The sequence below is a fragment of the Streptomyces sp. NPDC051180 genome (genome assembly GCF_040689545.1).
Lineage (GTDB): Bacteria > Actinomycetota > Actinomycetes > Streptomycetales > Streptomycetaceae > Streptomyces.
Window position 1 is genome coordinate 1 of the sequence record NZ_JBFBBC010000006.1, and the last position, 12,499, is coordinate 12,499.

General features: G+C 73.0%; 10 protein-coding genes and 1 rRNA gene. 6 read left to right on the forward strand and 5 right to left on the reverse strand.

Features of this window, described 5'->3' with window-relative positions:
• Positions 1-91, forward strand: a 5S ribosomal RNA gene (gene rrf, locus AB0424_RS13320); the annotation flags it as partial.
• A 103-nt stretch (positions 92-194) separates the two neighbouring features.
• Here the strand turns inward: rrf and AB0424_RS13325 are convergent.
• The 5 genes from AB0424_RS13325 to AB0424_RS13345 are packed head-to-tail and all read right to left on the reverse strand — an operon-like array spanning position 195 to position 5,638.
• A complete protein-coding gene (locus tag AB0424_RS13325; RefSeq protein WP_366304801.1) occupies positions 195-1,505 on the reverse strand; it encodes a DUF58 domain-containing protein in 1,311 nt (436 codons plus the stop codon).
• A 12-nt stretch (positions 1,506-1,517) separates the two neighbouring features.
• Positions 1,518-2,501 carry a MoxR family ATPase gene (locus AB0424_RS13330; RefSeq protein ID WP_366304803.1) on the reverse strand — a complete coding sequence of 328 codons (984 nt, stop codon included), beginning with the start codon at positions 2,499-2,501 and terminating at the stop codon, positions 1,518-1,520.
• Positions 2,498-3,712, reverse strand: coding sequence for a DUF4350 domain-containing protein (locus AB0424_RS13335; RefSeq protein ID WP_366304805.1), 1,215 nt, complete (start codon positions 3,710-3,712; stop codon positions 2,498-2,500). The genes AB0424_RS13330 and AB0424_RS13335 overlap by 4 nt, the downstream gene beginning before the upstream one ends.
• Positions 3,709-4,416 carry a DUF4129 domain-containing protein gene (locus tag AB0424_RS13340; RefSeq protein ID WP_366304807.1) on the reverse strand — a complete coding sequence of 236 codons (708 nt, stop codon included), beginning with the start codon at positions 4,414-4,416 and terminating at the stop codon, positions 3,709-3,711. Before AB0424_RS13340 ends, AB0424_RS13335 begins: the two co-directional genes overlap by 4 nt.
• A gap of 4 nt (positions 4,417-4,420) precedes the next feature.
• The gene (locus AB0424_RS13345) at positions 4,421-5,638 is read right to left on the reverse strand and encodes a hypothetical protein (RefSeq protein WP_366304809.1); all 1,218 of its coding nucleotides are present in this window, start codon (positions 5,636-5,638) and stop codon (positions 4,421-4,423) included.
• A 331-nt stretch (positions 5,639-5,969) separates the two neighbouring features.
• Between AB0424_RS13345 and mtrA the strand changes: the two genes are divergently transcribed.
• From mtrA to raiA, 5 genes are all read left to right on the forward strand, one after another.
• Positions 5,970-6,647 carry a two-component system response regulator MtrA gene (mtrA, locus tag AB0424_RS13350; RefSeq protein WP_010356958.1) on the forward strand — a complete coding sequence of 226 codons (678 nt, stop codon included), beginning with the start codon at positions 5,970-5,972 and terminating at the stop codon, positions 6,645-6,647.
• A gap of 1 nt (position 6,648) precedes the next feature.
• Positions 6,649-8,667, forward strand: a complete 2,019-nt coding sequence (mtrB, locus tag AB0424_RS13355; RefSeq protein ID WP_366304811.1) for an MtrAB system histidine kinase MtrB — start codon at positions 6,649-6,651, stop codon at positions 8,665-8,667.
• A 73-nt stretch (positions 8,668-8,740) separates the two neighbouring features.
• The gene (locus tag AB0424_RS13360; protein ID WP_366305298.1) at positions 8,741-10,522 is read left to right on the forward strand and encodes an LpqB family beta-propeller domain-containing protein; all 1,782 of its coding nucleotides are present in this window, start codon (positions 8,741-8,743) and stop codon (positions 10,520-10,522) included.
• 187 nt (positions 10,523-10,709) lie between these two features.
• Positions 10,710-11,513, forward strand: coding sequence for a ComF family protein (locus AB0424_RS13365; RefSeq protein ID WP_366304813.1), 804 nt, complete (start codon positions 10,710-10,712; stop codon positions 11,511-11,513).
• A gap of 297 nt (positions 11,514-11,810) precedes the next feature.
• Positions 11,811-12,491, forward strand: coding sequence for a ribosome-associated translation inhibitor RaiA (gene raiA / locus AB0424_RS13370; protein WP_366304815.1), 681 nt, complete (start codon positions 11,811-11,813; stop codon positions 12,489-12,491).
• The last annotated feature ends 8 nt before the right edge of the window (positions 12,492-12,499 follow it).

Consider the following 12,499-nt stretch of genomic DNA (forward strand, 5'->3'; position numbering starts at 1 on the left):
GCCCGGTTACATTCCGAACCCGGAAGCTAAGCCTTTCAGCGCCGATGGTACTGCAGGGGGGACCCTGTGGGAGAGTAGGACGCCGCCGAACAATCATTGTGGGAAAGCCCCGCACCTCATGGTGCGGGGCTTTTCTGCGTTCCGGACCCGGACTCCCCTCCGGGGGTTCATTGATGTGGTTATGGCCCATCCGGTCAGAGGCGGCCGGCGGCTTTCAGGGCGAGGTAGGCGTCCGCGAGCGCGGGGGCGAGGTTCTCGGGGGAGGCGTCGACGACCGTGACGCCATGGCGCTGGAGCTGGTCCTCGGTGCGTGAGCGCTGGGACTGTGTCTGCGTCGCCGCGGCGGCCTCGTAGACACCCTCGATCGTGCCGCGAGCCGTGGCCATCCGGGCGATGTGGGGGTCGGCGACGGAGGCCACCAGGACGGTGTGGCGCTGGGTGAGCTGCGGGAGGACCGGGAGGAGCCCCTCCTCGATCGGGGCGGCGTCGAGGCTCGTCAGGAGAACGATCAGGGAGCGCCGCGGAGCTCTGGCCAGAGCGGTCGCGGCGAGGCCGCGGGCGTCCGTCTCGACCAGTTCGGGTTCGAGAGGAGCGAGGGCGTCGACCATGGCCGGCAGGACATCGCCGGCCGAGCGGCCCTGGACCTGGGCGCGGACGCGGTGGTCGTAGGCGAGGAGGTCCACGCGGTCGCCGGCGCGGGACGCGAGCGCGGTGAGGAGGAGAGCCGCGTCCATGGAGGCGTCGAGGCGGGGGACGTCGCCGACGCGACCGGCCGAGGTGCGGCCGGTGTCGAGGACGATGAGGATGTGGCGGTCCCGTTCGGGGCGCCAGGTGCGGATCGCGACCGTGGACTGGCGGGCCGTGGCCCGCCAGTCGATCGAGCGGGTGTCGTCGCCCGGGACGTACTCGCGGAGGCTGTCGAACTCCGTTCCCTCACCGCGCGTCAGCACGCTGGTGCGGCCGTCGAGTTCGCGGAGGCGGGCCAGCCGGGAGGGCAGGTGCTTGCGGCTGGTGAACGGGGGCAGGACGCGGACCGTCCAGGGCACCTCGTGGTGGCCTTGGCGGGCAGCGAGGCCCAGGGGGCCGTAGGAGCGGACGGTGATCCGCTCGGCGTGGCGGTCGCCTCGGCGGGTGGGGCGCAGGCTCGTGGTGAGGCGCCGACGCTCGCCGGGAGGGACCGTGAGCTTCTGGCGGGACGCCGCGTGCTCGGTGCCGGGGAGCCAGCTGCTGGGCGGCCAGGCGTCGCGGAGCTGGGCGCGGAGGGGGCGGCCCGACGGGTTGGTGACGGTGAGTCGGACGTCCGCCGCGTCACCGAGTCGAACGGATGTATCACCACTTCGGGTGAATTGGAGCTTTCGTACTGGCGCTGCCAGCGCCAGGTCGCACAGAATTGCTAGCGAGAGAGGCGCGTTCACCGCGAGCATTCCCGTCCAGCTGGGGGCGAGGATGCCGACGGGGAGCGATCCGAGGGCCGCGATCAGCGCGGTTCGTCCGGTGAGGGCCATGGGGCGCCGTTCTCAGCGGGGGACGGGGACGTGGGCGAGGATCGAGTTGATGACGGAGTCGGGGGTGACCCCCTCCATCTCGGCCTCGGGCCGCAGGTGGATGCGATGACGCAGAGTGGGGAGAGCGAGGGCCTTCACATCGTCCGGGGTGACGTAGTCCCGGCCGGTCAGCCAGGCCCAGGCGCGGGCGGTGGAGAGCAGGGCGGTGGCTCCTCGGGGGGAGACACCGAGGGTGAGCGAGGGGGAATCACGAGTGGCGCGACAGATATCGACGACATAGCCGGCGATCTCGGGGGAGACCGAGACCTTGGCGACCGCGGCGCGGGCCGCTTCGAGCTCGGCGGGGCCCGCGACGGGGCGGACGCCGGCGGCCTTCAGGTCGCGGGGGTCGAAGCCTTCGGTGTGCCGGGTGAGGACCTGGATCTCGTCCGCGCGTGACGGCAGGGGGACCGTCAGTTTCAGCAGGAACCGGTCCAGTTGGGCCTCGGGCAGCGGATAGGTGCCCTCGTACTCGACGGGGTTCTGGGTCGCGGCGACCAGGAACGGTTCGGGGAGGGCGCGAGGGGTGCCGTCGACGGTGACCTGGTGCTCCTCCATCGCCTCCAGGAGCGCGGACTGGGTCTTCGGGGGCGTTCGGTTGATCTCGTCGGCGAGCAGGAGGTTGGTGAACACCGGGCCCGGCTGGAAGGAGAACTCCGCGGTCCTGGTGTCGTAGACCAGGGATCCGGTGACGTCGCTGGGCATCAGGTCGGGGGTGAACTGGACCCGCTTGGTGTCGAGTTCGAGGGCTCCGGCGAGCGAGCGGACCAGCAGGGTCTTGGCGACTCCGGGGACGCCTTCCAGGAGGACGTGTCCCCGGCAGAGCAGGGCGACGACGAGACCGGTGACGGCGGGGTCCTGGCCGACCACGGCCTTCGCGATCTCGGTGCGCAGGGCCTCCAGGGAGGCGCGGGCGCTGTCCGAGGTCGTAGCGGTCTCGGGGGTCGGGGCGCTCATGAGGTGCGTACCTCTCTTTCGAGGGCGTCGAGTTGGTCCGCCAGGCGGATGAGGGCGGCGTCGTCGGCGGGAGCCGTGCCGAAGAGAAGACTGTTGGGGTCCGCGGTGGTCTCCGGCAGACGGGCGGAGAGTGCGGGGAGGAGGCGCTCGGGGGAGTGGGCGTCCTGGCGGGCGACGCCCAGGAGAGGGGCGAGGCGGTTGCGGGTCGCGGTGCGCAGGACGGAGGCGGCGCGGTCGCGGGCGTCGGCCTTGCGGTAGAGGCGGGCGCGGCCCTCGGTGGCCTCGGAGGCGCGGACGGCGACCGGGAGGCGTTCCGTCACCAGGGGGCCGAGGCGGCGGGCGCGCCAGAGGGCGGCGAGCACGGCCGCGACGGCGAGCTGGAGGGTGCCCCACAGCCAGCCGGAGGGGATCAGCGACAGGAAGCTGCCCGGGGTGCCGTCGGCGGGGTCGTCGGCGGTGGCCGAGGGATCGGTGAGCGAGGGGAGGTACCAGACGAGATGGGGCCGGGAGCCGAGGAGTTGCAGGGCGAGCGAGGCGTTGCCCTGCTGGTCGAGACGCTTGTTGTGGAGGATGTCGGGCGAGCCGAGGAGGACCGTGTCGCCGGTGCCGGTGCCGGTGCCGGTGCCGGGGAGGCGGAGCAGGGTCGGCAGGCCGTCGGAGAGGTAGCAGGCGTCGGCGGTGACGCCGGGGTCGGTGAGGTAGCGCTCGCCGCCGAGGTCGGCGCTGCCGGCGCGGGTGGCGGCGGGCAGGGCGCAGGAGGGGGCGAGATTCCCCACGGGGACGCTGGGGGCGGCGGTGACGCCGGGGACCAGGATGTCGAGGGACGCCGTGCCCGCGCCGAGGAGGACGGTGCGTCCGGTGGCGCCGGTCATCGTCGTGCGGAGCGCGGTCTGCTGGCTCTCCGTCAGCAGGTCGGGGGTGGTGACCAGGAGGGTCGCTCCCGCGTCGGTCCGCGAGCGCACCTCGTCGAGGGTCGTGGCGCGGGTGACCGTGACGCCGTGGGCGGCGAGGAGACGCGCGACGGCCCGGCTGCCCGTGGGGTCGGCGGAGTCGGGGTCGAGGGCGCCGTGGGTGTCGCCGGAGCGCATGGTGGCGAGGGCGAGGCCGCCGGCGAGGACGAGGGCGAGGACCAGGAGCGTGCCGCGGACCCGGGTCCAGACCCGGCGGGCGGAGGGGGCGGTCGACGTGGTGGCGGTGGCCGGACGGGTCATGCGGGGGCTCCCGCGGCGGAGGCGTCAGCGGAGGCGTCGAAGGTGGGGCGGGTGCGCTCCAGGGCGCTGTCCAGCTCTTCGACGCGGCGGTACGCAGCTTCGTCGGCGGTGCGGCCGCCGTATGTGACGTCGTCGAAGACGCGGGCCGTCAGGCGCAGGTCGTCGGCGTGTGAGGGCAGGGAGCGGCCGGCCTCGGCGGCCGCCTCGTCGGCGGTGCGGCCAGGGCGGGGGTCCAGCAGGGTGCGCTCCTCCAGGGAGCGGACGATGGCCCGCATCCGTTCCTGGACGGCCTCGTTCCAGCGGCCTGCGGCGGCGTGGCGTGCAGCGGCCTCGCGGTGCTCCCCGGCCGTGCGGGGGCCGTCGGCGAAGAGGGAGTCCCCGGAGCTCCCCGGGGCCCGGTGGGGGGTGCCCAGGCGCCACCAGAGGGCGGCGACCAGGGCGACCACGACCACGACGACGGCGACGAGCCCGAGGACGCCGCCCGGGGTGGCCTGCGACGCGGTGGCGAAGAGGCCGTCGAGCCACTCCCAGAAGCGGTCGAGGCCGCGCTGGAGGAGGCTGGGGTCGTTCTGGTGGTACATCGGATCGGACAGCTCCCGCTCCGCCGCCTCGCGGGCGGGGATGCGGGAGATGTCCACCGGGACGTCGCCGTCGGCGAGCAGGTGTGTCGGCAGTGCTGCGGTCGTTCCCCCCGTGACCGTCACGGCATCAGCCTCCGACGGTCCGGTCCGCGGCGGTGGGGCCGTAGCCGGGGAGTCCCGCGGCACGGGCCAGTTCGAGGTCGAGCGCCTCACGACGGATGCGCTGGTCGACGTAGAGGAGGACGGTGACGCCGGCGGAGATCGGGTAGGTCACCGCGCTGGTGATCACTCCGCCGATGCCCGTGACGATCAGGAACGGCCAGCCGAACCGGGTGGCGGAGCCGGAGAGGAGGCCGGAGAAGCCCTCGCCGTCCACGGCGATGCCGACGATGGTGAACGGGATCGCGATGATCATCGCGAAGAGGAAGATCAGCAGCTGGGTGAGGAGGATGATCCCGAAGATCCGCCACCACGACCCCTGCACCAGCTTCGCCGAGCGCTTCAGGGACTGGGTCACACCCTGGCGTTCGAGCATCAGCGCCGGCGAGGCGAGGCTGAAGCGGACCATCAGCCACACGGCCGCCGCCAGGGACCCCAGGCCGCCGAGAAGCACCAGTGCCACGCCGGGGGCGCCGCCGATCAGCAGGCCCGGCAGGATGCCGACGGTGACGACGGCCGCGCCCATCACGGCCAGCAGCAGGGTCAGCCCGACCAGCTGGAGCAGGCGCGGGCGGGCCTCCTGCCACGCGGAGCCCAGCGCGACCGGGCGGCCGAGGATGGCGCGGCTGATCACGACGGTCAGCAGGGCCGCGCTGACCGTGGACGCCATCAGCGTGACGAGCAGGGAAGGAGCCAGACCGATCAGGGACGACTGGGCCGCGTCGAGGGACTGCTGCAGCTCCTCGGCGGGGGTGGCGTCCGCGCTGATCTCCGGGGGAGCCGGCACGAGATACCGCTGGGCCAGGATGTCGACGGTCTGGGAGATCACCGCGACGGTGACCGTGATGGCCAGCACCGTGCGCCAGTAGATCCGGAGCGTCTTCGCCGCGCCGTCGAGGATCTCGCCCATGCCGAGCGGGCGCAGCGGGATCACGCCGGGCTTCGCGGCCGGCGGCTTGCCCCAGTGGACGTCGGGACGAGGGGCTCCCCAGTTCGGGCCGGGGCCGGCGGGCTGAGGTGTCCGATCGGTGGGCGGCGACCACTGGCCGGCGGGCGGCTGGTCCTTCGACCACTGGGGGGCGGAGCCGTTCGCGTCGGCCGGAGCGGAGGGCCGGGGCACCCCGGAGCCGTCCTGGCCGTCGGAGGGGGCGGATCCGGGCGAGGTCCAGCCCGGAGTGTCGTTCACGGTCGTCCACCTCGGAGGATTGGTCGCGGTGCCGGATCGGCGAAACCGGCTCGGTCACGGCGGCCGACACCGGACACGGCGGCGGGCCGGGTGCCATCGTGCCACGCGGGGCCCGCCCGTGGGCCGGGGCCGCCGTCTCGTTCGTACCTTCCTCCGGACCTTCATTGTGGGAGCGGCAGGCGGCACACTGTGCGGATGCCCGATCAGGCCGCGCGAACCGTGCGGTGGCGGGCCGAGCGGGGTGTGGTCGGCAAGATCGCGGTCCGGGCTGGGGGAGGCGCTGTGGGGCAGGTCACGGCAGGTAACGATTGGCTAATGGGATGATGTCGATATGAAGGGACGCGTTCTTGTCGTCGACGACGACACCGCACTGGCCGAGATGCTCGGCATCGTGCTGCGGGGTGAAGGGTTCGAGCCGTCGTTCGTCGCGGACGGTGACAAGGCGCTTGCCGCATTCCGGGAGGCCAAGCCTGACCTGGTGCTGCTCGACCTGATGCTGCCCGGCAGGGACGGCATCGAGGTGTGCCGCCTGATCAGGGCCGAGTCGGGTGTGCCGATCGTCATGCTCACCGCGAAGAGCGACACGGTGGACGTGGTGGTGGGCCTGGAGTCCGGCGCCGACGACTACATCGTGAAGCCGTTCAAGCCGAAGGAGCTCGTCGCCCGTATCCGGGCGCGGCTGCGGAGGTCCGAGGAGCCGGCTCCGGAGCAGCTGACCATCGGTGACCTGGTCATCGACGTGGCAGGGCACTCCGTGAAGCGGGACGGGCAGTCCATCGCCCTGACCCCGCTCGAGTTCGACCTGCTCGTCGCGCTGGCGCGCAAGCCGTGGCAGGTGTTCACCCGTGAGGTCCTGCTGGAGCAGGTCTGGGGCTACCGGCACGCGGCCGACACCCGGCTGGTGAACGTGCACGTCCAGCGGCTGCGCTCGAAGGTCGAGAAGGACCCCGAGCGCCCGGAGATCGTGGTGACCGTCCGTGGCGTCGGTTACAAGGCGGGACCGAGCTGACATGAGTGCAGGCAGTACTGCTCCGAAGCCCGGGGATCCGGGAGTCCGTACGGGGCGGACTGCCGGACCGGGGCGGGGGGGCTCGCGTTCCGGCCGTCTGCCGCGAGGCGGACGGCTCCTCCAGGAGGGAACGCCGGGTGGCACCGTCTTCCGGCTCTTCGCCCGCTGGGTGCGTCGCCCGCTGCTGCCCGCCGTGCGCCTGTGGCGGCGGAACATCCAGCTGCGGGTCGTCGCCGGCACCCTGCTGATGTCGCTCGGTGTCGTGCTGCTGCTCGGCATCGTCGTCATCGGCCAGGTCCGCAACGGTCTGTTCGAAGCCAAGGAGAAGGCCGCCCAGAGCCAGGCCGCCGGCGGGTTCTCCGCTGCCCAGGACCGGGCGGCGACCACCCCCTCGGCACCCGGCCAGCAGGACGGCGGACGGGCGGGCGCCTCCGTGAACTGGCGCTCCACGCTGGTCGAGCAGCTCGCCAGTGGCGGACAGAGCGCCTTCAACGTGGTCGCGCTGTCCCTGGACACCGGTGACGCGGCCAGCCGCGGCGCCCGTGCCTCCGGGGAGGTCGACCCGACCACGAGCATCCCCGCCGAACTGCGGCGCTCGGTGGCCCTGGGCACGGACACCTTCCAGCAGTCCACCCGCATCCACTACACCAGCGGCAAGGCGTCCGAGCGGGGGCTGGTGATCGGCAAGCGGCTCAACGACGCCGAGGGCGATCCGTACGAGCTGTACTACCTCTTCCCGCTGACCCAGGAGGAGGACTCCCTCACTCTGGTCAAGGGCACGCTGGCGACCGCGGGACTGTTCGTCGTCGTCCTGCTCGGGGCCATCGCCTGGTTCATGGTCCGCCAGGTCGTCACCCCGGTGCGGATGGCCGCCGGGATCGCCGAGCGGCTCTCCGCCGGCCGGCTCCAGGAGCGGATGAAGGTCACCGGCGAGGACGACATCGCCCGGCTCGGCGAGGCGTTCAACAAGATGGCGCAGAGCCTCCAGCTGAAGATCCAGCAGCTGGAGGAGCTCTCGCGGATGCAGCGGCGGTTCGTCTCGGACGTCTCGCACGAGCTGCGCACCCCGCTGACCACGGTCCGGATGGCCGCCGACGTCATCCACGAGGCCCGGGTCGACTTCGACCCCGTCACCGCGCGCTCCGCGGAGCTGCTCGGCGACCAGCTCGACCGGTTCGAGTCGCTGCTCGCCGACCTCTTGGAGATCAGCCGCTTCGACGCGGGAGCGGCGGCCTTGGAGGCCGAGCCGATCGACCTGCGCCAGGTCGTGCGCCGGGTCATCGGCGGTGCCGAACCCCTCGCCGAGCGCAAGGGCACCCGGATCGTGGTCGTCGGCGACCGGCAGCCCGTGGTGGCCGAGGTGGACGCCCGCCGGGTCGAGCGCGTGCTGCGCAACCTCGTGGTCAACGCCGTCGAGCACGGCGAGGGCCGGGAGGTGGTGGTGAAGCTGGCCGCCGCGGGCGGCGCCGTCGCCGTCGCGGTCCGCGACTACGGCGTCGGGCTCAAGCCGGGCGAGGCGACCCGGGTCTTCAACCGGTTCTGGCGTGCCGACCCGGCCCGTGCGCGGACGACCGGCGGCACGGGGCTCGGCCTGTCGATCGCCGTCGAGGACGCCCGGCTGCACGGCGGCTGGCTCCAGGCGTGGGGCGAGCCCGGCGGCGGTTCGCAGTTCCGGCTCACCCTGCCGCGGACCGCGGACGAGCCGCTGCGGGGTTCGCCGATCCCGCTGGAGCCCGAGGACTCGCGGCGCAACCGCGAGCAGGCGGCCGCCGGACGCGCCCAGGAGGCCGCGCGCCGGGTCGCCGTGCCGGCGCAGCCCGCCGGGGAGCGGCCCTCGCTTCCCGGGCAGCCGAGGCTGCCCGGGCCGTCGCGGGCGACCGTCGACCCGACGGCCCTTCCCGGCAGCGGCGCCCGGGTGGTGGCCCGGACGGCGACGGAGACCGACGGTGTCGGGGCGGGACCGGCGGGGGCCGGTGGCAACGGGAACGCGGAGCGGGAGGACGGGACACGTGGGCGCTGACTCCCGAGTGGAGCACGCGGGGTGGGGACGCGGTACGCGGACGGTGGTGCTGGCCGCGTGCGGCGGTCTGCTGATGACCGCATGCGCGACGATGCCCGACAGCGGCGACGTTCAGGCGGTGAAGGGCGCGAACCCGGGTGACTCGCAGGTGCGGGTCTACGCCGTCGCGCCCCGTGACAATGCCGAGCCGGACGAGATCGTCGACGGCTTCCTGGAGGCCATGACCAGTGACGACCCGGGGTTCGCCACCGCCCGCAAGTACCTGACGAACGAGGCCGCGCGGAGCTGGAAGCCGGAGCAGAGCATCACCGTGCTCACCACGGCGCCCGACCGCGAGCAGGCCGACCGCAACGCCGACCCCGAGAACCAGGGCCGCGCCTATCCGCTCTCCGGCCGCAAGATCGCGACCGTGGACGCGCGGCACGCGTACCAGCCGATCAGCCCCGCCGAGTACGTGCAGGCGATCCACGTGGTGCAGCAGCCCGCGGCGAACGGCAAGGGCAAGGAGTGGCGCATCGACAGCCTGCCGCCCGGCCTGGTGCTCGGCGAGGCCGACTTCCTGCGCAACTACCGCTCGGTCAACAAGTACTACTTCGCCTCCGGGGAGGACTGGGTCGTCGCCGATCCGGTCTACATCCGGCAGCGCCAGGACCCGGTCACCCGGATGGACCCGGTGACGCAGACCGTGAAGGCGCTGCTCGAAGGCCCGACGAACTGGCTGAAGCCGGCCGTGGACTCCTCCTTCCTCTCCGGCACGGAGCTGAAGGAGGGCGTCACCACCCTGACGCCGGACGATCAGTCGACCCTGCGGGTGCCGCTCAACGCGAAGGCGGACCGGGCGGGCGGTGACGCGTGCCGGCGGATGGCGGCCCAGCTGCTGTTCACGCTGGGCGACCTGACGTCCGTCCGGGTCGAGCAGGTGGAACTCCTCGGCTCCGGCGGCCAGTCGCTGTGCCGGCTCGGCAAGGGGCAGGCCGCCGAGTTCGCCGCGGTCCGGGACACCGGCCGCGAGGAGAACCCGTACTTCGTCGACGAGCACGGCAAGCTGGTGGCGCTGATGGCCGGGGCCAAGGAGGCCGTCGCACCGGTCGAGGTGCCCGGTCCGCTCGGCAAGGGCACCCTGCCGCTCCGTTCCGTCGCCGTCGACCGGGGCGAGACCCGGGCCGCCGGGGTCGGGTCGTCCGGCCGCGACCTGTTCGTCTCCTCGATCACCACCGAGCAGGAGGCGGCCCCCGCGATCCTGCACAGCAAGGCCGCCAAGCCCGAGGACCGGCTCTCCGCGCCCAGCTGGGACGGCCGGGGCGACCTGTGGGTCGCCGACCGCGACCCCGCGGGCCCGAAGCTGTGGATGGTGCCGGACGGCACCGGGGAGCCCGTCGCGGTCAACACGCCCTGGCTGGACGACGGCGCCCGGATCGACTCCCTGAGGGTCTCCGCGGACGGCGTCCGGATCGCGCTGGTCGTCACCCGGGGCGAGCGCACGACCCTGCAGATCGGCCGGGTCCAGCGCGATGCGTCCGGCGACGCACCCGTCGTCTCGGTCCTGGACCTCCAGCCGGCCGCGCCGCGCATGGAGTCCGTCACGGCGGTCTCCTGGGCGGGTCCCAGCCGGCTCGTCGTGGTCGGCAAGGAGGCGGGCGGCGTCCAGCAGATCCGCTACCTCCAGACCGACGGCTCCACCTCGGCCACCTCGGTGCTGCCCGGGCTGAACGGGGTGACCTCGGTCGCCGCGCCCCACACCGACGGGGCGTTCGTCGTCGCCGACTCCGGCAACGACGGCATCGTCCGGCTGGTCCCGGGGTCGAACTGGCAGCCGGTCGTCAAGGTGGGGGCCTCGCCGGTCTATCCGGGGTAGCGCGCACCGCAGGGGCCCGTCCCGCGCCCGGGGACGGGCCGGCGCCGCCCCGTCCCCGGGCCTCCCCAGGGGCGCCTCGGGGGTTTCTCCCGGCCTCCCCGAGGCCGCACCTGACGTACTCCGCCGCTCTCCCGGGTGGTTTTCCACAGGGGTGGCCGAGCGCGCCGGGAAGGCGCACAGTGGAGCCATGCGGGGGTGGTGGCGGGAGATCTCCGGGCTGGTGCTGCCGGTCGCCTGCGGAGGCTGCGGCAGACCGCGTACGGAGCTGTGCCCGTCGTGCGCGGCCGAGCTGACCGCGCAGGGGCCGAGCCGCGTGCGGCCCACGCCCGAGCCCGAGGGCCTGCCCGTAGTCCACGCCGCCGCGCCGTACGCCGATGCCGTCCGCGCCCTGCTGCTCGCCCACAAGGAACGGGGCGCACTCGCGCTCGCCCGCCCCCTGGGCGCGGCCCTGGCCGCCGCCGTCGAGGCCGCCGCAGGGGGTCTCAGGGCGCCGGCGGCCACACCCCTGCTCCTGGTGCCGATGCCGTCCTCCCGGCGGTCCGTACGGGCGCGTGGGCACGATCCGACGCGACGCATCGCCCTGGCCGCCGCCGCACGGCTGCGGCGCTCGGGGCGGGCGGCACGGGTCGTCCCCGTGCTCCGGCAGCGGAGGCACGTGGCCGACCAGGCGGGTCTCGGAGCGGCCGGACGGCTCGCCAATCTCGCGGGGGCCCTGGAGGTCGTGCCGGGCGGGGCGCGGCTTCTGACGGCCGGAAGGGTGGTGCTCGTGGACGACCTGATGACGACGGGCGCGTCGCTCGCGGAAGGGGCGCGCGCTCTCGGAGCCGTACATCTTCCGTTCATTACTGGAATACCGAACGGTTTACCGGCCGGTTTCGCGCAGCACGGTTTCGAACAGCGGGTCGCGGCTGTGATCGCATCCTCTCCCCTCTCGTTCGGAATAAACAGGAACTCGCTGGGAAGTTGGGTCGTTGCAGGTGGTGAGCGGTGAAAGCACCCGAACGGAGGTATGTCGCACGAGCGGGTGCCGACACCCGTCCGAAGGGGCTATGTTCGGTTGTGAGGGATGGCGAAAGCCGTGGCCTCGCCGAATACATGGTTGCGCCTACAGGACAGGAGTTCAGGGCGAATTAACCTCTTGTCGATGGGGTGGGGATCTTGTCGACTGGGGAGGAGGAGGTGAAAGTCGCCAAGTCCGAGCTCCGGCTAATCCAGTCGGAGTCTGGTGCAAAGGGAGATGCCCGGCGGCCAAGGAGCCGGTCCGGGCGATCCGGGAACGGAGTTCTGCGTGGACATCGTCGTCAAGGGCCGCAAGACCGAGGTGCCCGAGCGGTTCCGCAAGCACGTGGCCGAGAAGCTGAAGCTGGAGAAGATCCAGAAGCTCGACGGCAAGGTGATCAGCCTCGACGTCGAGGTGTCCAAGGAGCACAACCCGCGTCAGGCCGACAGGTCCGACCGCGTGGAGATCACCCTCCACTCCCGAGGCCCGGTGATCCGGGCCGAAGCTGCGGCAGGCGACCCGTACGCAGCGCTCGACCTCGCCAGCGACAAGCTCGAGGCACGACTGCGCAAGCAGCACGACAAGCGGTACACCCGCCGGGGCAACGGAAGGCTGTCGGCGGCGGAGGTCGGGGACGTGGTGCCCGGCGCCGCCCAGCTCAACGGTGACGGCCAACTGGCCGCCGACGAGCCCGACAAGGTGCCCACCACGATGATGGGCTCGATCGAAGTGCAGGGCGAGGGCCCGCTGGTGGTCCGCGAGAAGACCCACCGGGCCGCCCCCATGACGCTCGACCAGGCGCTCTACGAGATGGAGCTGGTCGGCCACGACTTCTACCTTTTCGTCGACTCCGACAACAAGCAGCCGAGCGTCGTCTACCGGCGACACGCGTACGACTACGGCGTCATCCACCTGGAGAGCGACCCGCTCGCCGAGGGCGGCGGCGCCGGCGGTGCACTCGGCGGCTGACAGGCCGC